Origin of the sequence: Puerhibacterium puerhi (genome assembly GCF_009846865.1) — a bacterium.
GTDB lineage: Bacteria > Actinomycetota > Actinomycetes > Actinomycetales > Cellulomonadaceae > Puerhibacterium > Puerhibacterium puerhi.
The window spans coordinates 1-21788 of record NZ_WUWN01000023.1 but is presented as its reverse complement, the minus strand read 5'-3'; the positions used below and the strand labels follow the sequence as shown (position 1 = coordinate 21788).

Genomic DNA, 21788 nt, shown 5'->3' with positions numbered 1-21788 from the left:
CTCGTCGGGCTCATCGCCGGGGTCGTCCCGCGGCGCACGGCGGCGCTCCGGTCACCGGGCGCCCGCCGCGCCGCCGGCCGCGAGCGCGAGTGCCCGCTCCTCCGCCGGGATCCGGAAGCGCAGCAGGAGCACGGCGTTGAACACGGTGAACGCCAGGGCGGTCACCCAGCAGGTGTGCACCAGCGGCAGGGCGAACCCCTCGACCACCACGGCCACGTAGTTGGGGTGGCGCAGCCACCGGTACGGCCCGCGGTCCACGAGCGGCAGGTCCGGCACCACGATGACCCGGGTGTTCCAGCGCGGGCCGAGCGTCGCGATGCACCACCAGCGCAGGCCCTGGCTCGCCAGCACGAGCACGACCATCGGCCAGCCCAGCCACGGCAGGAACGGCCGGTCGGCGAGCGCCGCCTCCGCCACGCACGCCACCAGCAGGCCCGTGTGCAGCGCGACCATCGCCGGGAAGTGCCCGCGGCCGGACTCCACGCCGCCGCGCGCGAACGACCACCGGGCGTTGCGCGCGGACACCACCAGCTCCGCGAGGCGCTCGAGCGCCGTCGCGCCCACCAGCGCCACGTACAGCCCGAGCACGTCAGCGCCCCGCGGCGGGCGATCCGGCGCCGGCCGGGACCGCGGCCGGCAGGTCCGCCGGCGTGTCGGCCGACGCCGCCGACACTGCCGACGCCGCCGCGTCGCAGCAGGCGCGGCCCTCGAGGCGCAGCAGCACCATCTCGGTGGCCACCCCGGGGCCGAACGCCATGAGCACGGCGGGCGACCCGGCCGGCGCGTCGCCCGCGCGCAGGGTGCGGGCGAGCACGTCGAGCACCGAGGCCGAGGAGAGGTTGCCCGCGTCCGTGAGGCTGGCGCGGCTGGCCCACAGGTCCTCCTCGGCGAGGGACAGGGCGTCGCGCACGGCGTCGATCACCTTCGGCCCGCCCGCGTGCACCACCCAGGTGGGCACGTCGGCCGGCGCCAGGCCGTGGTCGGCCAGCAGCCCCTTGACGTCGGCGAGCAGGTGGGCGCGCAGCAGCTCGGGCAGCTCGGACGACAGCACGATGCCGAACCCGCTGTCGCGCACGTCCCACCCGAGCGCGTCGACGGTGCCCGGGTAGAGCCGCGACCGGCTGTCGAGCACGGTGGCGGTGCGGCCCACGGGCTGCCCGACGGCGTCGCCGCGGTGGACCGGGCGGGCGAGGGGGTGCTCGTCCCCCACGACGACGACGGCCGCGGCGCCGTCACCGAACAGCCCGGAGGCCACGAGGTTGGCGGTGGAGTCGTCACCGTGCTGCAGCGTCAGCGAGCACAGCTCGACCGAGACCAGGAGCGACACGTCCCGCGGGCGGCCCAGCAGGTGGTCGTGGACGCGCGCGAGCCCCGCGGCGCCGCCGGCGCAGCCGAGCCCGAACGACGGCGTGCGGCGCACGTCGGTGCGCAGCCCGAGCCGGTCGGCGAGCAGCACGTCGAGCGACGGCGCCGCGACGCCGGTGACCGACGTCGTGAAGACGTGGTCGACCTCGTGCGGGTCGATGCCGGCGCTGGCCAGCGCCCGGCGCGCGGCCTGCTCGGCGAGGTCGACGCCCTCGTGCAGGAACACCGCGTTGGAGGCTCCCATGGAGTGGACGTCGGCGTACCGCTCGAGGGGCAGGGCCAGGTGCCGGCGCTCGACGCCGGCGTTGGTGTGCAGGCGCCGCAGCAGCGGGGCGCGTGCGGGGTCGGGCGCGACGAGCGGCCCGACGACTGCGGAGATCTCCTCCTGGGAGTACTGGTGCTCCGGGAGGACCGGTTCGACGGCCACGATGCGCGACATGGGTGCATGGTCACCCGAACCGGCGCAGTTCGCGCGGGCGGGCGCCCGCCTGCCCGCCGGGCTACGGTGCAGCGCATGACCAGCCCGCCCGCCACCGGCCGTCTGCTGCTCGGGCTGGTGCGCGCCACGCACGCCGCTCCGGCGGCCGTCGTGACCGGCCTGGCCGCGCTGCTCGCCGCCGCGCTCGGGTCCGGCGTCCCCACGACCGTGCTGGTCACGGCCGCCGTCGGCACGGGCCAGCTGTCGATCGGCTGGTCGAACGACTGGATCGACGCCGAGCGCGACCGCGCCGTCGGCCGCGCCGACAAGCCGGTCGTCGCGGGCCTCGTCACGGCACCGACGCTGCGCGCGTGCGCGCTGGCGGCGCTGGCCGCCTGCGTCGTGCTGTCGCTGGCGACGGGCCTGGTGCCCGGGCTGGTGCACGTGGTCGCCGTCGCCGGGGCCTGGGCGTACAACGCCGGGCTCAAGGCCACCGCGTGGTCGTGGGTGCCCTACGCCGTCTCGTTCAGCCTCATGGCCACCTTCGTGGTGCTCGCCGCGCCGGGCGACCGGGTGCCGGCCGGCTGGGTGGTGCTCGCCGTCGCCCTGCTCGCCGTCGGTGCCCACGTGGTCAACACGCTGCCGGACCTGGACGACGACGCCGCCACGGGCGTGCGCGGCCTGCCGCACCGGCTCGGCCGGCGCGCGTCGGGCGTCCTCGCGCCGGCCCTGCTGGTCGCGGCCACCGCGGTCGTCGTGGCCGGGCCGGCCGGCCCACCGGACGCCGGCGCCTGGGTCGCGGGCGCCCTGGCCGCCGTGCTCGCCCTCGCCGCCGGGGCGTGCGCGGTGTTGCGCCCGCGCAGCCGCGCGCCGTTCGCCCTGAGCCTCGGCGTCGCCGTGCTGTGCGTGGTGGTGCTGGGGCTGTCGGTCGGCGACGTCGCCGTCCCGCGCTGACCGGCCGCGACCGGCCGCGACCGGCCGCGACCGGCGCGGTCAGCCGACCGCCTTGCGGTGCCGCTCGGCCAGCTCCTGGTACTGCAGCGCGTTGCGCCGCACCCGCTCGCGGCCCGCCGCGTCGAGCTCGCCGCGCACCGTCGCCGGCACGCCGACGGCCAGGTGGTGCGCCGGGATCTCCTGGCCCTCCCGCACCAGGGCGCCGGCCGCGACGAACGCCCCGGTGCGCACGACCGCGTCGTTGAGCAGGGTGGCGCCCATCCCGATGAGGCACCCGTCCTCCACGGTGGCGCCGTGCACGACGGCCCCGTGGCCGATCCCGACCCCGGCGCCGATGTGCGTCGGGACGCCGGTGTCGGTGTGCACCACGCAGTTGTCCTGCAGGTTGCTGCCCTCGCCGAGCACGATCTCGTCCATGTCGCCGCGCAGCACCGCCCCGTAGAAGACGCTGGCGCGCGGGCCGATCCGCACCCGGCCGATCACGGTCGCCGTCGGGGCGACCCACGCGGTGGGGTGGATGTCGGGCGTGTGCCCGTCGAAGGTGATCACCGTGGCCATGGCCGGAGCGTACCGACCGCCGCGCGCGAGCGCGGCGGCCGGGACGCCGGGCGGCCGCCGTCAGCGGTGGCTCTCGAACTCCTGCGCGAGCTCGTACCCCAGGCGCGCGTACAGGCGCCGGGCGGTGTGGTTGTGCGCGTACAGGCCGAGCGTGACCATCGGGACCTCGGCGAGCCCGGCGCGGGTGGCGACGGCGGTCGTCGCCGCGGCGATGCCGCGGCCGCGCCAGGCGGGGTCGGTGCCGATCGAGCCGAGCACCCACGGCTGGCCCGGCACGCGCCGGCTGGCGCCGACCACCCCGCGCAGCACGCCGTCGTCGTCCCGCCAGCCCCACCAGCGCGAGCGCGGCTCCTCCACCGCCAGCTCGCCGTGCGGGTTCGCGCGCTCGCGCGCCGCCCGCGCCTCGGCGAGGCCGGCCGCGCCCACGAGCTCCTCGACGCGCTCCTCGCCGGGCTGCGCCGGCGGGGCCGAGGTGGTGCCCATCCAGTCCCAGGCCCCGTCCGTCGGGACGTCGAACGGCGCGGGCACCACGAGCGTCGGGTCGGCCACCGCCATCGCGGCGAGGGTCGCCCGGGTGCCGCGCGGCACCGACGACCGGCTCGCCGAGGCCAGGTCCGTGCCCTCCCGGGCGAGGTCCGCCGCGGCGCGCAGCAGCAGCCGCGCCGCGCCGTCGGACGACCCGACGGACAGCAGGCTCGCCGCCTGCGCGTCGTCACCGGCCTCCACGGCGAACGGCCGGTCGCCGTCGGTCCGCTCCCGCCAGCGCAGCCGCACGAGCAGCGCGTCGTCGTCGGACCACACGTGGGTGACGTCCCAGCCGCTGCGGGCGTTCTCCGCCACGACGACGGGGTGCCCCGCCCAGCGCGCCGGCAGCGCGACACCGGGCAGGGCCACCCGCTCGAGCAGCGAGGCGTCCAGGCTCACTCGCCGGGCACCGCGTCGACGCCGGCCTCCTTGCGCTGCTCCGGGGTGATCGGGGCGGGCGCCTCGGTGAGCGGGTCGAACCCGCCGCCGGACTTCGGGAAGGCGATCACGTCGCGGATGGACGGCGACTTCGTCAGCAGCGCGACGATGCGGTCCCAGCCGAACGCGATGCCGCCGTGCGGCGGGGCGCCGAACTGGAACGCGTCGAGCAGGAAGCCGAACTTCTCCTGGGCCTCGTCGTGGCCGATGCCCATGACGTCGAAGACGCGCTCCTGCACGTCCCGGCGGTGGATACGGATGGACCCGCCGCCGATCTCGTTGCCGTTGCAGACGATGTCGTAGGCGTACGCCAGCGCGTTGCCCGGGTCCTGCTCGAACTTCTCGACCCACTCGGGCGTGGGCGAGGTGAACGCGTGGTGCACGGCCGTCCACGCCGAGTGGCCCAGGTCGACGTCGTCGTCCTCGCCCGCCGGCTTGAACAGCGGCGCGTCCACGACCCACACGAACGCCCAGGCGTCCTCGTCGATCTGGCCGGTGCGCCGGGCGATCTCCAGCCGCGCCGCGCCGAGCAGCGCCCGGGCCTCGGAGGTCCGGCCGGCGGCGAAGAACACCGCGTCGCCGGGCTGCGCGCCGGTCGCGGCGGCCAGGCCCTCGCGCTCGGCTTCGGACAGGTTCTTGGCCACCGGGCCGCCGAGCGTGCCGTCCTCGGCGAACGTCACGTAGGCCAGGCCCTTGGCGCCGCGCTGCTTGGCCCACTCCTGCCAGGCGTCGAACTGCCGGCGCGGCTGGCCGGCGCCGCCGGGCATCACGACGGCGCCGACGTACTCGGCCTGGAACACGCGGAACGGCGTCTGCGCGAAGTACTCGGTGAGCTCGACCAGCGGGTTGCCGAAGCGCAGGTCCGGCTTGTCGGTGCCGTACAGGCGCATCGCCTCGGCGTAGGTCATCCGCGGGATCGGCGTGGTGACCTGGACGCCGATGAGGTCCCACAGCGCCACGAGGATCTTCTCGGCCAGGGCGATGACGTCGTCCTGGTCGACGAAGCTCATCTCGACGTCGAGCTGCGTGAACTCCGGCTGGCGGTCGGCGCGGAAGTCCTCGTCGCGGTAGCAGCGGGCGATCTGGTAGTAGCGCTCCATGCCGCCGACCATGAGCAGCTGCTTGAACAGCTGCGGCGACTGCGGCAGGGCGTACCAGGAGCCGGGCGACAGGCGCGCGGGCACCAGGAAGTCGCGCGCGCCCTCGGGCGTCGAGCGGGTCAGGGTCGGCGTCTCGATCTCGACGAAGTCGTGCTCGTCCAGCACGCGGCGCGCGGCCTGGTTGACCTTGGCGCGCAGGCGCAGCGCGTGGGCCTGCTGCGGGCGGCGCATGTCGAGGTAGCGGTGCTTGAGCCGCGCCTCCTCGCCGATGGTCTCGGTGTCCGCGAGCGCCGTGGAGACCTGGAACGGCAGCGGCGCGGACTCGTTGAGCACCACGACGTCCTTGGCGATGACCTCGATCTCGCCGGTGGCGAGGTTGGGGTTGGCGTTGCCCTCCGGGCGGCGGGCGACCTCGCCGGTGACCTGCAGCACGAACTCGGCGCGCAGCGGGTGGGCCACCGACTCGTCGCGGATGACGACCTGGGCGATGCCCGAGGCGTCGCGCAGGTCGATGAAGGCCACTCCCCCGTGATCGCGACGGCGGTCGACCCAGCCCGTGAGGGTGACGGTCTGACCGATGTGCTCGGCCCGCAGCGAGCCGGCCGTATGGGTGCGCAGCACGGAGAGGTCCTTCCTTGGGATCCAGGATGACGAGGGTGGGCGGCACGGGACCCGTGCGCCTGTGCGAGTCTATCCGTCGCACCACCGTCCCCGACGAAGGGTTTCCCATGCCGCGCAGGATCGCGACGAACACGACGGTCGACCGCGACGGGCTGCTCGCCGCGCTGCGCGAGCGCCGCAAGGGCGTGCTCGCCACGACCCGCGCCGACGGGCGCCCGCAGCTGAGCCCGGTGACGTTCGCGGTCGACGGCGAGGGCCGCGTGGTGATCTCCACCTACCCCGAGCGCGCCAAGGTGGCGAACCTGCGCCGCCGGCCGGAGGCGTCGCTGCTGGCGCTCGGCGACGACTTCGACGACGCCTGGGTGCAGGTGGACGGCACCGCCGAGGTGATCGACTCCCCCGAGTCCGTCGAGCCGCTCGTGGAGTACTACCGCGCCGCGGCCGGCGAGCACCCGGACTGGGACGAGTACCGGGCCGCGATGGTCACGCAGGGCAAGTCGATCGTGCGGATCACTGTCGAGCGCTGGGGACCGGTCGCCACCGGCGGCTTCCCCGCGCGGCTCGCCGACGCCTGACGCCGGCCCCCAGCCCCGGCCCCGGCTCAGAGCCCACGGCGCGGCTCAGAACAGCGTCTGGTCGGGGCCGGCGCCGGCGACCGTCAGGCCCGTGCCGTCGACCGGCATCCCGGCCAGCGCGCCGGCAGGCTCGACGATGGAGCCCGCCGGGTAGTCGCCGTCGTCGTGCGGCCGCAGCGTGTCGTGCGGCCGCCCGGTCGCGCCGGACCCGCGCCGGTGGCCCGAGGAGCCGAAGCCGCGCTCGTCGAGCAGCGGCTTGACCCGCTCCCACAGCCACTCCTGGTAGGCCTTGATCGAGTAGGTGCCGCGGCCGAAGACCCGCCCGTAGCCGGCGACCAGGCGCGGGTGGTCGCGCTCGAGCCATTGCAGGTACCACTCGCGGGTGCCGGGCTTGAGGTGCAGCGGGATCACCGTGACGCCGGTGGCGCCGGCCTCGGCGATCGCGTCGAGCAGCCGGCGCAGGTGGTCGCGCGAGTCGGTCAGCCACGGCAGCACCGGGGCGACCATCACGCCGCACGGCAGTCCCGCCGCGCGCACGGCGCGGATCAGGTCGAGGCGGGCGCGCGGCGTGGGCGTGCCGGGCTCCACCAGCTGCTGCAGCTCCTCGTCGGCGAAGGCGAGCGAGACGCCGAGGCCCACCTCGACCTTCCCGGCCGCCTGCGCGATCAGCGGCAGGTCGCGGCGCATCAGCGTGCCCTTGGTGAGGATCGAGAACGGCGTGCCGGAGTCCGCGAGCGCCGTGATGATGCCGGGCATGAGCCGGTAGCGGCCCTCGGCGCGCTGGTACGGGTCGGTGTTGGTGCCCAGCGCCACGGGCTCGCGCCGCCAGCTCTTCTTGGCCAGCTCGGCGCGCAGCACCTCGGCGACGTTGACCTTGACCACCACCTGGCTGTCGAAGTCCTTGCCGGCGTCCAGGTCGAGGTACTGGTGCGTGGGCCGGGCGAAGCAGTTGTGCGCGATCACCCCGTCGGCCACGAAGTCGCCGGTGCCGGTGGTGATGTCCACCATCTCCTGCTCGTAGCCGAGATCCTCCACGGCCACCACGCCGAGCGGGGCCGAGGTCTTGACCGCGGCCCCGGTGATGGCGAGCTTGCGGCTGATGGCCGGGTCGACGAGGTGGAAGAACCGCCTGCGGACGCTCTCGCCGCCGGTGACACGGATGGTTGCCACGCCGTTCGGCCGCGCTCGCTCCCGCACGTTCGGGATGGCGAACCGATCGAGCGCTGCGCTGGTGCGCCTCAGGATCTGTTCGTCCGCGTTCGACACCCGCAGCACCCCCCGGGAGCAGGAGCCTTCTGCGTCGAAGATGCCGGCGAGGAAGCCCCGGCTCCACTCGAAGCTGGCCTCGGTCGGCCACTCGCACAGCACATCGATGGCGGCGAGATCTCGCCGCCGTGAGGTATAGATCGCGGTGATCGGACGTCGCGTGGCCGAGGCGGGGCTGAACGGCCGCGTGGACGTCGGGATCCCCTCTGCCGCGAGGAGCTCGCGGGCTCGCGCAAGCGCCTCGTCGTCGGCGAGCGCAAGCCGGAAGATCGTGACTCGGTACGGCGCACCGGTGTCGCGTCGGCGGTACGTCTTGTCGATCCGCATGCCGTCGCCGCGGATCATCGCGGCCAGGTATCCGCGGCGATAGTCGGCACTCGCCGTCGGCTGGGCGTACGCCTCGCTCGCCATGCCGAGCCCGAAACCCATGAGCGCGTTGCGCGTGGTCAGGAACGGCCGCTGCCCCTCGCCCGGCTCCGCACGGGCGACATGCTTCCAGCCGCGCCCGGTGAGGAAGCGGTGGTCGCCGCTGGCCACGATCTGCGTGCCGTCCTGAAGGGTCACCCTGAAGGCGCGCTTGACGGTGCTCCACCGCCCCAGAACCTCGGTCTGGACGTACCGGCGATAGGTGCCGTCACGCCGCGTGCCGATGATCCGGTCCCCGACCACGAGGTCGCCGATCGGCTTCTGCCGGCCGTCGGCCATGAGCACGAGGGTCGTGGGGGCCACGCAGTAGGCGCAGGCATGGCTGCAGCCGCGGTACGGGTTGACCGTCCAGCGGAACGGCATCCGCGAGGCGGCCGGCACGTGCGACAGCGCGCTCTTGGCCGCCACCTCGTGGAAGGTGATGCCGGCGAACTCGGGCGTGCGCACGGACCGCATGAGGCCGATGCGCGACAGCGCCGGCCGCTCGAGCCCGGGCAGCGCGCCGTCGTCGGCCGTGATCGCCTGACCGTCCCACCGCATGCAGCCATTCGAACACGCGTTCGACGCCCGGGTCAACGCGCCCGACGGGAGGGGTCAGGCCTCCGCGGGGACCACCCGGGGCCACAGGTCCGCGGCCGGCGGCTCCCACGTCGCCGCGTCCGCGGGCGCCTGCTCGCCGGAGCGGATGTCCTTGACCTGGTCCGGCCCGCGCACCCCGTCCTCGCCCACCGCGCCGGGGAACCAGACGAACGGGATGCCGCGGCGGTCGGCGTACTTGATCTGCTTGCCGAACTTCGCCGCGGACGGGGCCACCTCGACGGGGATGCCGCGGGCCCGCAGCGCGGTGGCCACGGCGTCGGAGGCGGCGCGGTGCTCCTCGTCGACGACGGCGACCACGACGGCGCTGGGCACGCCGCGCGTGGCCCGCACCAGCCCGGCCGACAGCAGCCGCGAGACGAGGCGGGAGACGCCGATCGACAGGCCGACGCCCGGGTAGGTGTTCTTGCCGTCGGACGCGAGGGTGTCGTAGCGCCCGCCGGAGCAGATCGAGCCGAGCTGCTCGTGCCCCACCAGCACGGTCTCGTACACGGACCCGGTGTAGTAGTCGAGCCCGCGGGCGATCTTAAGGTCGGCGACGACGACGCCCGGCGCCCGCTCGGCGGCCGCGGCCACCAGCGCGCGCAGCTCCGCCAGCCCGGTCTCGAGCAGCTCGGTCACGGCGTCGTACGACGCGGCGAGCTCGCGCACGCGGTCGACCACCGCGACGTCCTCGCCACAGATCGCGGCGAGCTCGAGGCACGCCTTGGCCTGCTCCGGCGTGGCGCCCTGCTCGGCCTGCAGCAGCTCGGCGACGGCGTCCGGGCCGATCTTGTCGAGCTTGTCCACGTGGCGCAGCACGCCCTCGACGTCGTCCAGGCCGATGCCGCGGTAGAAGCCCTCGGCGACCTTGCGGTTGTTGACCAGCACGCGCACCGGCGGCAGGCCGATCTCGCGCAGCGCGCCGAGCGCCTCCGCCATCACCAGCGGCAGCTCGACCTCGAAGTGGTACGGCAGGTCGCCGGCGCCCACGACGTCGATGTCCGCCTGGACGAACTCGCGGAAGCGGCCGTCCTGGGGCCGCTCGCCGCGCCAGACCTTCTGGACCTGGTAGCGCTTGAACGGGAAGGCCAGCCGGCCGGCGTTCTCCAGCACGTACCGCGCGAAGGGGACGGTGAGGTCGAAGTGCAGCCCGAGCTGCTTGTCGCCGGCCTCGTCGGTCTCGGGGTCGGCCTGCAGGCGGCGCAGCACGTAGACCTCCTTGGAGGTCTCCCCCTTGCGCAGCAGCTGCTCGAGCGGCTCGACCGCGCGCGTCTCGATGCCGGCGAACCCGTGCAGCTCGAACGTGCGGCGCAGCGTGTCGAGGACGTGCTGCTCCACGACGCGACCGTCGGGGAGCCATTCGGGGAAGCCGGAGAGCGGGGCGATGCGAGCCATGCCCTCCATCTTCCCAGACCCGGGCCGGCCCGGGGCGCGCCGCCGCCCTGCGGACGGCCCGGCGTCAGCCCAGGAACGGGTTGGTCGCCAGCTCCTGGCCCACGGTCGTCGTCGGCCCGTGCCCGGGCACCACGGCGAGGCCCGGGTCCAGGAGCGCGACCACCTCGCGCAGCGTCGCCCGCATGGCCGCCGGGTCCCCGCCAGGCAGGTCGGTGCGGCCCACCGAGCCGGCGAAGAGCACGTCGCCGGCCAGCACCGCGTCCGGCGTGAGGAACAGCGTCGCGCCCTGCGTGTGCCCGGGCGCGTGCCGCACCTGCAGCCGCACGGCGCCGGCCTCGAGGGTGCCGGCGCCGTCGTCGCCCGCGTCGCCGAACGGCACGACGGCGGCCGGCGCGCGGTAGTCCTCGGGCGCCAGGCCCAGCGCCGCGACGGCCTGGCGCAGCGCGCCGCTCACCCCGCCGGCCGGTCCGAGCCCGAGGGTGCCGAAGGGGTCGGCGAGCCGGTAGGCGTCGGCCTGGTGGATGCGCAGCGGCACGTCGTAGCGGTCGCACAGCGCGGCGGCGTCCCAGGTGTGGTCCACGTGGCCGTGCGTGGCGAGCACCGCCCGCGGCGTCCAGCCGTGGTCCTCGACCAGCAGCGCGACCTGCGCAGCGACCCCCGCGCCGGCGTCGACGACGACGCAGTCGCCGCCGGCGACGACCACGCAGCAGTTCGTGGCGAAGACGGGCGCGACGACGACGTGGATCTCCATGGCGGGCACGCTACTGCGCCGTCGGGCACCGGCACGCCCGGGGCCGCGCGGCACGCCCGGCGGGACGGGCCGGGACGCCGCAGGCCGCGGTGCCTAGACTGTCCTCCGCACGCGTTCGCGCGCGTGCGGCAGCAGCGTGCGCCGACACCTGGCGCGCGGGACGAAGGGCTGGGGAGGAGCGACGTGGCGGCCACCAAGCGCGAGCGCGACTACGCGCGCAAGCGGCAGGCCAAGTGGGAGGAGCGCCGGGCGCGCGCCCGGGCACGCCGCCAGCGTGTCGCGGCGGTCGTCGCGGGCGTGGCAGTCCTGGCGCTCGTCGGCACGCTGCTCGTCGTCGGGCTCGCGGGCAACCGCAGCGCGACGGCGGACGACTCCGCCGCCCAGTCCCCCGCGGCGAGCCCGGCGGCGACCTCGGCCGCCTGCGCCACCGGGTCCACCGAGGCGCGCGAGGGCTTCTCGCTGCCCGACCCGTCGGCGGCCGAGGACCGCACCTGGACGGCCACCGTCGACCTCTGCGCGGGCGACGAGGAGTCCCAGGTGACCCTCGAGCTCGACGGCGCGAAGGCGCCGCAGGCCGTGGCCAGCTTCGTCTCGCTGGCCCGGCAGGGCTACTTCGACGACACCTCCTGCCACCGCCTCACCACCGACGGCATCTACGTGCTGCAGTGCGGCGACCCGACGGGGACCGGGAGCGGTGGGCCCGGCTACTCGTTCGGCCCGATCGAGAACGCCCCCGCCGACGACGTGTACCCGGCGGGCACCCTCGCCATGGCGCGCGTGGGCGGCGACGGGTCCTCGATGGGCTCGCAGTTCTTCCTGGTGTACCAGGATTCCACCATCCCGTCCGACGCTGCGGGCGGGTACACCGTGTTCGGACGCATCACGTCCGGCCTGGACGTCGTCCAGGCAGTCGCTGACGCGGGCGTGGCAGGCGGGCTGGCCGACGGGCCGCCTGCCGCCCCCGTCACCATCGAAGGAGTTGAGACCCAGTGAGCGAGAGCACCGCAGGCTCGAACGGCCCCCAGGACGTCCAGGCCGACGAGCCGCAGACGGCCGAGACTCCTGCCCCCGAGACCACCCCCGCGGCCGACGCCCCCGGCGCCGCGGCGGCCGAGCCCGAGGCCACGCCGGGCGAGGCGCAGGCCGCCGCCGACGCGTCGGAGTCGGCGGACGCCGACGCCGCGCCGGCCCAGGAGCCGGCCGTCGAGGCGCCGGCCGACGAGCCCACGGACGCGGAGGCGTCGGCCCAGGAGCCGGCCGCGGAGGCGCCTGCGCAGCGCCCGACGCCGAAGACGGCGCCCAGGCCGTCCGCGCCCAAGCCGTCGGCCCTGCCCAAGCCCTCGGCCCTGCGCCGGCCGGCGACCCCGGACGCCCCCGCGGCGCCCGTGGCCTCGGCTCCCGCCGCACCGGTGCCGCCGGCGCTGGACGCCGCCGCCGTCGAGGCGGCCGAGCAGTTCGGCCGCGTCGACGACGAGGGCACGGTCTACGTGCGCGAGGCGGCCGGCGAGCGCTCCGTCGGCCAGTTCCCCGGGGTCTCGGCGTCCGAGGCGATGAGCCTGTACGTGCGCCGCTACCTCGACCTCGTGGCCAAGGTCGCGCTGTTCGAGACGCGCCTGGACAGCGCCGACCTGTCCGTCAAGGAGATCGACTCCACCCTCGCCAAGCTGCGCGAGGAGACCGCCGAGCCCGCCGCGGTCGGCGACCTGGACTCGCTGCGCGCCCGGGTCGAGCAGCTCTCGGCGCGCGCCGCCGAGCGCCGCGCCGCCCTCGAGCAGGCCCGCGCCGCCGCCAAGGCCGAGGCCGTCGCCGCGCGCACGGAGATCGTCGAGGCCGCGGAGAAGATCGCCGCGACCGACCCGCAGCGCATGCAGTGGCGCCCGGCCGGCGAGGAGCTGCGCCACCTGCTGGACCGCTGGAAGGAGGCGCAGCGCTCCGGGCCGCGCATCGACCGGCCCACGGAGGAGGCGCTCTGGAAGCGCTTCAGCCACGCCCGCACGGCGTTCGACCGCGAGCGGCGCCACTACTTCGCCGACCTCGAGCAGCGCAACGCCTCGGCCAAGGCCGCCAAGGAGCAGCTGGTCGCCGAGGCCGAGGCGCTGTCGAGCAGCACCGACTGGGGCGCCACCTCGGCCGCGTACCGCGACCTCATGACGCGCTGGAAGGCCGCCGGCCGCGCCGCGCGCAAGGACGACGACGCCCTGTGGGCCCGCTTCCGGGCCGCCCAGGACACGTTCTTCGCCGCGCGCGACGCGCAGAACGCGGCGCTCGACGCCGAGTTCCGCGCCAACCTCGAGGTCAAGGAGGCGCTGCTCGCCGAGGCCGAGGCGCTCGTGCCGGTCCGCGACCTCGACGACGCCAAGCGCCGCCTGCGCGACATCCAGGAGCGCTGGGAGCAGGCGGGCAAGGTGCCCCGCGCCGACGTGCAGCGGGTCGAGGGCCGCCTGCGCGCCGTCGAGCAGGCGGTGCGCGACGCCGACCAGGCGAAGTGGCAGCGCACCAACCCCGAGACGCGCGCCCGCGCCGAGGGCGCCGCCGCGCAGCTCGAGTCGGCCATCGCCGGGCTCGAGGCGGACCTCGAGGCGGCGCGCCGGCAGGGCGACCCGCGCAAGGTCGAGGAGCTCGAGACGGCCCTGGCCGCGCGCCGCGCGTGGCTCGAGCAGGTGGTGCGAGCCGCGGAGGACACGCGCGGCTGACGCCTCCCCAGGGCGGCCCGCCGGCGGGTCGTCCACAGGCACGCACGACGGCGGGATCCCACGGCGCGGACGCGGCTAGCGTCCGGGCCATGGGACCCGCCGTCGTCGTCCACCGCCCCGTGCCGCCGTCGGGCGGCGAGCTGCCGCTGTCGAGGCTGTTGCCCCCCGCACCCGCCGCACGCGGTGGCCTGGTGCGTCCCGGGGACGTCGGCGGCCCGGCGGCCTGGCAGGCGCTCGTGCACGACGGCGTCCTGGTGCGGGTCCGTGGCGACGCGGCCGCGCCGTCCGGGACGCCCGTGACGCCCGAGGTGCGGGCCCGTGCGCTCGCGGTGCCGGCGCGCGCGGTGGTGGCCGGGCCGACCGCTGCCTGGGTGCACTGCGGCGTCGCGGACGGCGAGGTGCTGCACCTCGCCTACGTCCCCGGCACGCACCGCCCGCCGGCGTGGTCCGGCGTCCGCGCCTGGTCCGCGCCGGGCATCGCCGGTGACTGCCTGCCCCTCGGCGGGGTGCGGGTGGAGACGCCGGTCCGCGCCGCCGTCGACGTGGCGCTGCACCTGCCGGACGGCGAGGCCGTCGCCCTCCTCCTGGCGCTCGCGCGGGCCGGCGTGGACCTCGACGCCGCGGGGCGCGCCCTCGAGCTGCGGCTGCGGGTCGTGGGCCGGCCGCGGGCCCGCGCGGTGCTGGGCGCCGCCCGCCGCGCGCTCGCCGCCGACGCCCCGGGCTGACCCCGGGCCGGGCTCGCGGGCACGGCCGTGTCGCGGGGGCGCCCCCGCCGCCGGCGCCGTACGGTGTGAGCCATGGCACGCACCGCCGCCCCCGCCGTCGAGCTGGACGTCGCCGGACGCACCGTCCGCGTCTCGAGCCCGGACCGCGTCGTCTTCCCCGCCCGGGGCATCACCAAGCTCCAGGTCGTCGAGTACTTCGTCGCCGTGGGCGACGGGATCCTGGGCGCGCTGCTCGAGCGCCCCACCACCCTGGAGCGCTGGCCGAAGGGCGTGTTCGAGGGCGCCGTGATGGCCACCCGCGCCGACAGCCGCGGCGACGCGTTCTACCAGAAGCGTGTGCCGCAGGGCGCCCCGGACTACGTCGAGACGGCCACCATCGCCTTCCCGAGCGGCCGCACCGCCGACGAGGTCTGCCCCACGGAGCTGGCGGTGGTGGCGTGGGCGGCGAACCTCGGCACGCTGACCTTCCACCCGTGGCCCGTGCGCCGCGGCGCGGGCCCGGACAGCACGGAGAAGGTCGACCAGCTGCGCATCGACCTGGACCCGCAGCCGGGCACCGACTACCGCGACGCCGCGGCGGTGGCCCCGCACCTGCGCGAGCTCCTCGGCGAGCTCGGCCTGACCGGCTATCCCAAGACCTCCGGCGGCCGCGGCGTCCACGTCTTCGTGCCGCTGGCGCCCCGCTGGTCGTTCCAGCAGGCGCGGCGCGCGACGATCGCGATCGGACGCGAGCTGGAGCGGCGCCTGCCCGACCAGGTCACCACGCGGTGGTGGAAGGAGGAGCGCGGCGCCAAGATCTTCGTGGACTACAACCAGATGGCCCGCGACCGCACCATCGCCTCGGCCTACTCGGTGCGCTCCAACGCCCGCGCCACCGTGTCCACCCCGCTCGAGTGGGACGAGGTCGCGCAGGTGCACCCCGACGACTTCGACGTGCTCACCGTCCCCGCGCGGTTCGCGGAGCGCGGCGACCTCTTCGCCCCCCTGCGGGCCGACCGCGACCCCGCGCTCGACTGCGACCTGGAGCCCGCGCTGGAGCTGGCGCGGCGCGACGAGGAGGAGCACGGGCTCGGCGACCTGCCCTACCCGCCGGAGTACCCCAAGATGCCGGGCGAGCCCAAGCGGGTGCAGCCGAGCCGGGACCGGGACCGCCCCAAGGAGGACGCCTGACGGCACCCCGCGGGGCGCTCCGGGGGCGGCCCCGGGGGGGCGTCCGGCGGCGCCCCTCAGGCGCGCGCGTAGCGCAGGTACACGGTGCCGTCGGCGAACACCCGCTGGTCCGTCAGCCGCAGCGCGGTGCGGGCCGCCTCGGGCAGCACGCGGAGCCCGCCGCCGACGAGGTGCGGCACCACGAAGAGGCGCAGGTCGTCGACCATGCCGGCGCGCAGGGCCGCGGCGGCCGTCGTCGGGCCGGACACCTCGACCACGCCGTCGGTCGCGGCGACGATCTGCGCCAGCCGCGCGGTGGTGAGCCGTGGCTCGAGCGTCGTGCGGGGCGCGTCCAGGGCGGTCAACGAGTCGGAGCACACGATCTTGTCCGCCCCGCGCCAGATCTCGGCGAACTCGTCCTCGACGGCGCTCTCGCCGGCGGGCCACGTGTCCCACACCCGCATCGTCTCGAACATCCGCCGCCCCATGACGAAGACCCGCACGTCCTTCGTCAGGCCGTTGACGAACGCGTGCGCGTCGTCGCCGGGGGCGGTCCAGCCGATGCCGCCGTCCGCGTCCGCCGCGTAGCCGTCGACCGAGCAGCTCATGCCGTACCTGAGAGTTCCCATGGGGTCGGGACGGCGCGGCGCCGCCGAACTCATCGCCGCGGGGCAGCCGGGCCCGGCGACCGCAGCGGGCCTCAGGCGGTCCCGGGCGCCCCGGGCAGGAGCGCGGCCAGGTCGTACCCGACCGGCTCCTCGAGCTGGGCGTAGGTGCACGACGCCGGCTCGCGGTCCGGTCGCCAGCGCTTGAACTGGGCGGTGTGCCGGAACCGGGTGCCCTCCATGTGGTCGTAGCCGACCTCCAGCACGCGCTCGGGCCGCAGCATCGTGAACGACAGGTCCTTGCCGGCGCTCCAGCGCGACTGGGCGCCCGGGCGGCGCTCCCCCGCCGTGCCGTCGACCACCGCCGGGTCCTGCCAGTCGGACCACGGGTGGTCGGCCGCCTCCGGCGTGCCGGGCTCGACGACGAGCGGCTGCAGCTCGGCGTGCAGCGCGGCGCGCCGGGCGGTCGGGAACGACGCCGCCACGCCGACGAACTGCAGCCGCCCGTCGTCGTCGTGGATGCCGAGCAGCAGCGACCCGATGCGCGGCTCGGCGTCGGTCGAGGTCTTGTGCAGGCGGTAGCCGGCGAGCACGACGTCGGCGGTGCGGGCGTGCTTGACCTTCACCATCGCGCGCTTGTCGGGCTGGTAGGGCGCGTCGAGAGGCTTGGCCACGACGCCGTCGAGACCGGCGCCCTCGAACGCGTCGAACCACTCGCGCGCCACGGCGGGGTCGGTCGAGCGGGGCGTGGCGAAGACCCGCGGCCCGTCCAGCCGCAGGTCGTCGAGCGCCGCCAGGCGCCTGCGCAGCGGGCGGTCGGTGAGGTCCTCGTCGCCGACGGCCAGGACGTCGAAGACGACGAGGCTGGCGGTGGTGGTCTCGGCGAGCAGGCGCACCCGCGAGGCGGCCGGGTGGATGCGCTGCGACAGCGCGTCGAAGTCGAGGCGCGCGGCGGCGCCGTCGGGCCCGGGCCGCGCCACCACGATCTCCCCGTCGACGACGCAGCGGTCCGGCAGCTGGGCCCGCACCGCCTCGACGACGTCCGGGAAGTAGCGCTGCATCGGCCGGGCGTTGCGCGAGTCGATGCGCACGTCGTCGCCGTCGCGGTAGACGATCGCGCGGAAGCCGTCCCACTTGGGCTCGTACACCCAGGCGGCCGCGGCGCCGGCGTCGTCCGGCTGGTCGGGCACCGCGGGCACGGACTTGGCCAGCATCGGCAGGATCGGCGGGCTGATCGGCAGCGTCACGGAGCCGATGCTGCCACCTGGGCCCGACGTCGGCCCGCCGGCGCGCTGCTCAGGGCGCGGGCAGGTGCGGCGCCTCGGCCGCCTTGGCCCCCGTGATCCGGTAGACGTCGAACACGCCGTCGACCTTGCGCACGGCGCTGAGCACCTGCTGCAGGTGCGCCGGCTCGGCCATCTCGAACACGTACCGGGACATCGCGATCCGGTCGGAGGTCGTCGAGACGCTCGCCGACAGGATGTTGACGTGGTTGTCGGACAGCACCCGGGTGATGTCGGACAGCAGCCGCGAGCGGTCGAGCGCCTCGACCTGGATCTGCACCAGGAACGTGGCGTTCGCGCCGCTGCTCCAGGCGACGTCGACGATGCGCTCGGGCTGGGCGCGCAGGCCCTCGACGTTGGCGCAGTCGGCGCGGTGCACGCTGACGCCGGCGCCGCGGGTGACGAAGCCGATGATCTCGTCGCCCGGTACCGGGGTGCAGCACTTGGCGAGCTTGACCCACACGTCCTCGACGCCCTTGACCACCACACCCGGGTCGCCGGTGCGCGGCCGCCGCGCCGTGGTGGGCGCGCCCGGCACCGCGACCTCGGCGGTGTCCTCCGCGGTGCCCTCGGCGCCGCCGAGCGACTTCACGAGCAGGTCGACGACGTGCGGGGCCGACACGTGCCCCTCGCCCACCGCGGCGTACAGCGCAGACACGTCCGCGTACCGCAGCTCGGTGGCCAGGCCCACCAGGGCCTCGTGCGACAGCAGGCGCTGGATCGGCAGGTTCTGCTTGCGCATCGCCTTGGTGATGGCGTCCTTGCCCTGCTCGATCGCCTCCTCGCGCCGCTCCTTGGTGAACCACTGGCGGATCTTGTTGCGGGCGCGCGCCGACTTCACGAACGCCAGCCAGTCGTGGCTGGGGCCCGCCGTCTCGGCCTTCGACGTCAGGATGTCGACCACGTCGCCGTTCTGCAGCGTCGAGTCGAGCGGCACGAGCCGGCCGTTGACGCGGGCGCCCATCGTGCGGTGGCCGACCTCGGTGTGCACCGAGTAGGCGAAGTCGACCGGCGTCGCGCCCGAGGGCAGGGCGATGACCTCACCCTTGGGCGTGAAGACGTAGACCTCGGCCCCGCCGATCTCGTAGCGCAGCGAGTCGAGGAACTCCGTCGGGTCGGCGGTCTCGCGCTGCCAGTCGACGAGCTGGCGCAGCCAGGCCATGTCGTTGGCGCGCGGGTCGTCGCCGGCGCCCGGGCGGCCCGAGCGGGCGGACTCCTTGTACTTCCAGTGCGCGGCGACGCCGTACTCGGCGCGCCGGTGCATGTCGTGCGTGCGGATCTGGATCTCGACCGGCTTGCCGCCGGGCCCCACGACCGTCGTGTGCAGCGACTGGTACATGTTGAACTTCGGCATCGCGATGTAGTCCTTGAACCGGCCGGGGACCGGGTTCCACCGCGCGTGCAGGGCGCCGAGCGCCGCGTAGCAGTCCCGCACCGTGTCCACGAGGACGCGCGTGCCCACCAGGTCGTAGATCTCCGCGAAGTCGTGCCCGCGGACGATCATCTTCTGGTAGATCGAGTAGTAGTGCTTGGGCCGGCCCGTGACCGTGGCGCGGATCTTCGAGCTGCGCAGGTCGGCGGTGATCTGCTCGCGCACCACCGACAGGTACTCCTCGCGCGCAGGGGCGCGCTCGGCCACGAGGTGCACGATCTCGTCGTACACCTTGGGGTACAGGGCCTGGAACGACAGGTCCTCGAGCTCCCACTTGATGGTGTTCATGCCCAGCCGGTGGGCCAGCGGGGCGTAGATCTCGAGGGTCTCGCGGGCCTTGCGCTCCGCCGAGGAGCTCGGCACGTACTTCCAGGTGCGGGCGTTGTGCAGCCGGTCGGCGAGCTTGATGACCAGGACGCGGATGTCCTTGGCCATCGCCACGACCATCTTGCGGACGGTCTCGGCCTGGGCCGCGTCGCCGTACTTCACCTTGTCCAGCTTGGTGACGCCGTCGACCAGCATGGCGATCTCGTCGCCGTACTCGGTGCGCAGCTGCTCGAGGGCGTACTCGGTGTCCTCGACCGTGTCGTGCAGCAGCGCGGCGGCGAGCGTCGGGCCCTCGAAGCCCAGCTCGGCGAGGATCGTCGCCACCGCCACCGGGTGGGTGATGTACGGGTCGCCGGACTTGCGCTGCTGGCCGCGGTGCGCGCGCTCCGCCGTCGCGTACGCGCGCTCGATGACCGACAGGTCCGAGCGGGGGTGCGCGGCGCGCACCGCCTGCAGCAGGGGCTCGAGCGCGGGGCTCACGCTCGAGGTGCGCACGCCGAGCCGCACCAGGCGGTTGCGCACGCGGACACCCGTCCCGGACGGCGGCGGGGAGCCGAGCGCGCCCGGGGCACGCTGGACCTTCGCGTCCTCGCTCATGCGTGCCTCCTTCCACCAGCGGTCGGCCGGTTGACGGGTGGTGGGTCGCAAGTCTACGACCCGCTGTCCCCGTCAACGCGCAGCAGGGTCTCGACCTTCCGGCCGACGAGGCGGTCGCGGCCGCCCAGGCCGCCCAGCTCGAGCAGGAACGCCAGGGCGACGACCTCGCCGCCGCAGCGCTCGACGAGCTCGGCGGCCGCCGCGGCCGTCCCGCCCGTGGCGAGCACGTCGTCGAGGACCAGCACGCGGGCGCCCGGGCGCAGCGTGCCGCTGCGCAGCTCGATCGCCGCCGAGCCGTACTCGAGGTCGTAGTCGGCCCGCTCCACCGGCGGCGGCAGCTTGCCGGCCTTGCGCAGCGGGAGGAAGCCCACGCCCAGGCGCAGGGCCAGCGGGGCCCCGAGCAGGAAGCCACGGGCCTCCATGCCGGCCACGACGTCCACGCCGCCGTCGGCCTCCACGAGGCGCGCGAACGCCTCGATGACGTCGGCCAGCGCCGGCCCGTCGGCCAGCAGCGGCGTGATGTCGCGGAACACGACGGGCTCGTGCGGGTAGCCCGGCACGTCGCGGATGAGGGCGCGGATCTCCGCCGCCCGCTCGGCCCCGAGGCCGGTCAGGGCGACGAGCGCGATGTCGTCGGTCATGCGGTGGTGCTGTCTCTCAGATCTCTCGGCGCGCCGGGCGGCGCGGGGCTGGTGTGCCGGCGCGGACGTGCGCGCGGCTCAGTGCGAGCGCTTGCGCCGCGGCTGCGCCGCGTGCCCGAGGTGCTGGCCCGGCGTGAGCTGGACCGAGCCGGCGCCCGCCGCGGCGAGCTGGGCCGCGTCGGCGTCCGACACCGCCCCGGCCCGCGCCTCGAGCACCTTGGCGGTGTGCGCGGCGATCTTCGGCTCCCGCTCGCGCAGCGCGACGTCGAGCGGCGTCGCGAGGAAGATCGACGAGGCGGCACCGACGGCGATGCCGACGAACAGCGACAGCGAGATGTCCCGCAGCGTGCCCGCCCCGAGCAGGAGCGCACCGACGAACAGGATGCCCGCCACCGGCAGCAGCGCGACGACCGAGGTGTTGATCGAGCGCACCAGCGTCTGGTTCACGGCGAGGTTGGCCCGCTCGGAGTACGTGTTGCGGCTCTGCTCGAGCACGCCGTCGGTGTTCTCGCGCACCTTGTCGAAGACGACCATCTTGTCGTACAGCGAAAAGCCCAGGATGGTCAGGAAGCCGATGATCGTCGACGGCGTGACCTCCCAGCCCACGAGCGCGTACACGCCCGCGGAGATCAGCAGGTCGGCCAGCATGGCCACGATCGCGGCGACGGACATCCGCCAGGCGCGGAAGTAGACGGCCATGAAGGCGGCGGCGGCCACGACGAAGACCACGACGCCCCACAGGGCGCGCATGGAGACCCCGGAGCCCCACGTGGGCCCGACGAACGAGCTGGACACGTCCTGCGCCGGGTCGACGCCGTAGGCGTCGGCGAGCTCCTGGGCGAGCTGGGCCGTCTGGTCCTCGGACAGCTGCACCGTCTGGATGCGCAGCGCGTTGCTGCCCACGGTCGCGACGCGCGGCTCCTCGCCCGGCACGACCGCGTGCACCGCCTCGACGGCGGGACCCTGGTCGGTGGACTGCACGTCGGTCACGTGGACCTCGGTCCCGCCGCGGAAGTCGATCCCGAGCGAGAGGCCCTTGACGGCCAGCACCAGGATCGAGGCGACCGCGAGGGCGGCGATCACCGTGAACCAGCGCTTGCGGCGCTGCACGATCGGGTAGGAGCGGCGACCGGTGTACAGGTCGTTGCCCCACGCGGCGAAGTTGAGCCCGGCCATCAGTGGTTCTCCTCGTCCTGGCCGCCGGCGGCCGGCGCGTCCTCGTCGGTGCGGGCGTCGTCGCCGGCACCCGCCCTGCGCTCCGCGGCGCGCCGCTCGGCGATCGTCAGGCGGCGTCCCGTCTCGTCGGTCGCCGGCGCGGGCACCGGGCGCCGCGGCGCCGACGGCCGCGGCGCGGGCGTGGCGTCC

Annotated in this window: 20 protein-coding genes; 6 read left to right on the top strand and 14 right to left on the bottom strand. The window is 75.5% G+C overall.

The annotated features are described in order from the left end of the window. Window positions 1–51: 51 nt before the first annotated feature. Both GSF02_RS12585 and GSF02_RS12580 read right to left on the bottom strand, forming a co-directional pair. Window positions 52–588, bottom strand: coding sequence for an isoprenylcysteine carboxyl methyltransferase family protein (locus GSF02_RS12585; protein ID WP_159796917.1), 537 nt, complete (start codon window positions 586–588; stop codon window positions 52–54). 1 nt (window position 589) lies between these two features. Then, complete coding sequence (locus GSF02_RS12580; protein WP_159796914.1) at window positions 590–1804, bottom strand: type III polyketide synthase; 1215 nt, start codon at window positions 1802–1804, stop codon at window positions 590–592. 75 nt (window positions 1805–1879) lie between these two features. On the opposite strand from GSF02_RS12580, the gene GSF02_RS12575 reads away from it, so the two are divergent. Further along, a complete protein-coding gene (locus GSF02_RS12575; RefSeq protein ID WP_159796911.1) occupies window positions 1880–2737 on the top strand; it encodes a UbiA family prenyltransferase in 858 nt (285 codons plus the stop codon). Window positions 2738–2776: 39 nt separating this feature from the next. On the opposite strand, the gene GSF02_RS12570 is transcribed toward GSF02_RS12575, so the two are convergent. From GSF02_RS12570 to aspS, 3 genes are read right to left on the bottom strand one after another with little or no spacing between them, the layout of a single operon-like run. Continuing rightward, complete coding sequence (locus GSF02_RS12570) at window positions 2777–3295, bottom strand: gamma carbonic anhydrase family protein (protein ID WP_159796908.1); 519 nt, start codon at window positions 3293–3295, stop codon at window positions 2777–2779. Between the two features lie 60 nt (window positions 3296–3355). Continuing rightward, window positions 3356–4219: a GNAT family N-acetyltransferase gene (locus GSF02_RS12565; protein WP_235915539.1), complete on the bottom strand. Its 864-nt coding sequence runs from the start codon at window positions 4217–4219 to the stop codon at window positions 3356–3358. Next, the gene (gene aspS, locus GSF02_RS12560; RefSeq protein ID WP_159796905.1) at window positions 4216–5979 is read right to left on the bottom strand and encodes an aspartate--tRNA ligase; all 1764 of its coding nucleotides are present in this window, start codon (window positions 5977–5979) and stop codon (window positions 4216–4218) included. The genes GSF02_RS12565 and aspS overlap by 4 nt, the downstream gene beginning before the upstream one ends. Before the next feature lie 107 nt (window positions 5980–6086). On the opposite strand from aspS, the gene GSF02_RS12555 reads away from it, so the two are divergent. Next, entirely contained in the window at window positions 6087–6554 is a 468-nt protein-coding gene (locus GSF02_RS12555; protein ID WP_159796902.1) for a PPOX class F420-dependent oxidoreductase, read from the top strand. Between the two features lie 45 nt (window positions 6555–6599). On the opposite strand, the gene GSF02_RS12550 is transcribed toward GSF02_RS12555, so the two are convergent. From GSF02_RS12550 to GSF02_RS12540, 3 genes are all read right to left on the bottom strand, one after another. Beyond that, the gene (locus GSF02_RS12550) at window positions 6600–8786 is read right to left on the bottom strand and encodes an intein-containing Rv2578c family radical SAM protein (protein WP_159796899.1); all 2187 of its coding nucleotides are present in this window, start codon (window positions 8784–8786) and stop codon (window positions 6600–6602) included. Between the two features lie 54 nt (window positions 8787–8840). Next, window positions 8841–10220, bottom strand: coding sequence for a histidine--tRNA ligase (gene hisS / locus GSF02_RS12545; protein WP_159796896.1), 1380 nt, complete (start codon window positions 10218–10220; stop codon window positions 8841–8843). Between the two features lie 64 nt (window positions 10221–10284). Further along, window positions 10285–10971, bottom strand: coding sequence for an MBL fold metallo-hydrolase (locus tag GSF02_RS12540; RefSeq protein ID WP_159796893.1), 687 nt, complete (start codon window positions 10969–10971; stop codon window positions 10285–10287). A gap of 183 nt (window positions 10972–11154) precedes the next feature. Here GSF02_RS12540 and GSF02_RS12535 point away from each other — a divergent pair, with 183 nt between their 5' ends. From GSF02_RS12535 to ligD, 4 genes are all read left to right on the top strand, one after another. Continuing rightward, entirely contained in the window at window positions 11155–11964 is an 810-nt protein-coding gene (locus GSF02_RS12535) for a peptidylprolyl isomerase (protein WP_159796890.1), read from the top strand. Next, window positions 11961–13664, top strand: coding sequence for a DUF349 domain-containing protein (locus tag GSF02_RS12530; protein ID WP_159796887.1), 1704 nt, complete (start codon window positions 11961–11963; stop codon window positions 13662–13664). Before GSF02_RS12535 ends, GSF02_RS12530 begins: the two co-directional genes overlap by 4 nt. A gap of 89 nt (window positions 13665–13753) precedes the next feature. Beyond that, the gene (locus tag GSF02_RS12525) at window positions 13754–14389 is read left to right on the top strand and encodes a hypothetical protein (RefSeq protein ID WP_159796884.1); all 636 of its coding nucleotides are present in this window, start codon (window positions 13754–13756) and stop codon (window positions 14387–14389) included. A gap of 72 nt (window positions 14390–14461) precedes the next feature. After that, the gene (gene ligD / locus GSF02_RS12520) at window positions 14462–15559 is read left to right on the top strand and encodes a non-homologous end-joining DNA ligase (RefSeq protein WP_159796881.1); all 1098 of its coding nucleotides are present in this window, start codon (window positions 14462–14464) and stop codon (window positions 15557–15559) included. A 56-nt stretch (window positions 15560–15615) separates the two neighbouring features. On the opposite strand, the gene GSF02_RS12515 is transcribed toward ligD, so the two are convergent. From GSF02_RS12515 to GSF02_RS12490, 6 genes are all read right to left on the bottom strand, one after another. Continuing rightward, the gene (locus GSF02_RS12515; RefSeq protein ID WP_159796878.1) at window positions 15616–16167 is read right to left on the bottom strand and encodes a dihydrofolate reductase family protein; all 552 of its coding nucleotides are present in this window, start codon (window positions 16165–16167) and stop codon (window positions 15616–15618) included. Between the two features lie 71 nt (window positions 16168–16238). Continuing rightward, window positions 16239–17390, bottom strand: coding sequence for an ATP-dependent DNA ligase (locus GSF02_RS12510; protein WP_159796875.1), 1152 nt, complete (start codon window positions 17388–17390; stop codon window positions 16239–16241). 49 nt (window positions 17391–17439) lie between these two features. Then, a complete protein-coding gene (locus GSF02_RS12505) occupies window positions 17440–19782 on the bottom strand; it encodes a RelA/SpoT family protein (RefSeq protein WP_159796872.1) in 2343 nt (780 codons plus the stop codon). 53 nt (window positions 19783–19835) lie between these two features. Continuing rightward, window positions 19836–20423: an adenine phosphoribosyltransferase gene (locus GSF02_RS12500; protein WP_159796869.1), complete on the bottom strand. Its 588-nt coding sequence runs from the start codon at window positions 20421–20423 to the stop codon at window positions 19836–19838. A 78-nt stretch (window positions 20424–20501) separates the two neighbouring features. Then, a complete protein-coding gene (secF, locus tag GSF02_RS12495; protein WP_159796866.1) occupies window positions 20502–21599 on the bottom strand; it encodes a protein translocase subunit SecF in 1098 nt (365 codons plus the stop codon). Beyond that, window positions 21599–21788, bottom strand: a 190-nt coding sequence (locus GSF02_RS12490) for a hypothetical protein (protein WP_201308915.1), incomplete at its 5' end; no start/stop codon positions are given. The genes GSF02_RS12490 and secF, both read right to left, overlap by 1 nt.

Coding starts and splice junctions, on each gene's coding strand:
- GSF02_RS12525 (WP_159796884.1), top strand. CDS start 13,754: ATGGGACCCGCCGTCGTCGTCCACCGCCCCGTGCCGCCGTCGGGCGGC.
- ligD (WP_159796881.1), top strand. CDS start 14,462: ATGGCACGCACCGCCGCCCCCGCCGTCGAGCTGGACGTCGCCGGACGC.
- GSF02_RS12550 (WP_159796899.1), bottom strand. CDS start 8,786: ATGCGGTGGGACGGTCAGGCGATCACGGCCGACGACGGCGCGCTGCCC.
- GSF02_RS12540 (WP_159796893.1), bottom strand. CDS start 10,971: ATGGAGATCCACGTCGTCGTCGCGCCCGTCTTCGCCACGAACTGCTGC.
- hisS (WP_159796896.1), bottom strand. CDS start 10,220: ATGGCTCGCATCGCCCCGCTCTCCGGCTTCCCCGAATGGCTCCCCGAC.
- GSF02_RS12580 (WP_159796914.1), bottom strand. CDS start 1,804: ATGTCGCGCATCGTGGCCGTCGAACCGGTCCTCCCGGAGCACCAGTAC.
- GSF02_RS12570 (WP_159796908.1), bottom strand. CDS start 3,295: ATGGCCACGGTGATCACCTTCGACGGGCACACGCCCGACATCCACCCC.
- GSF02_RS12500 (WP_159796869.1), bottom strand. CDS start 20,423: ATGACCGACGACATCGCGCTCGTCGCCCTGACCGGCCTCGGGGCCGAG.
- secF (WP_159796866.1), bottom strand. CDS start 21,599: ATGGCCGGGCTCAACTTCGCCGCGTGGGGCAACGACCTGTACACCGGT.
- GSF02_RS12555 (WP_159796902.1), top strand. CDS start 6,087: ATGCCGCGCAGGATCGCGACGAACACGACGGTCGACCGCGACGGGCTG.
- GSF02_RS12575 (WP_159796911.1), top strand. CDS start 1,880: ATGACCAGCCCGCCCGCCACCGGCCGTCTGCTGCTCGGGCTGGTGCGC.
- GSF02_RS12505 (WP_159796872.1), bottom strand. CDS start 19,782: ATGAGCGAGGACGCGAAGGTCCAGCGTGCCCCGGGCGCGCTCGGCTCC.
- GSF02_RS12515 (WP_159796878.1), bottom strand. CDS start 16,167: ATGGGAACTCTCAGGTACGGCATGAGCTGCTCGGTCGACGGCTACGCG.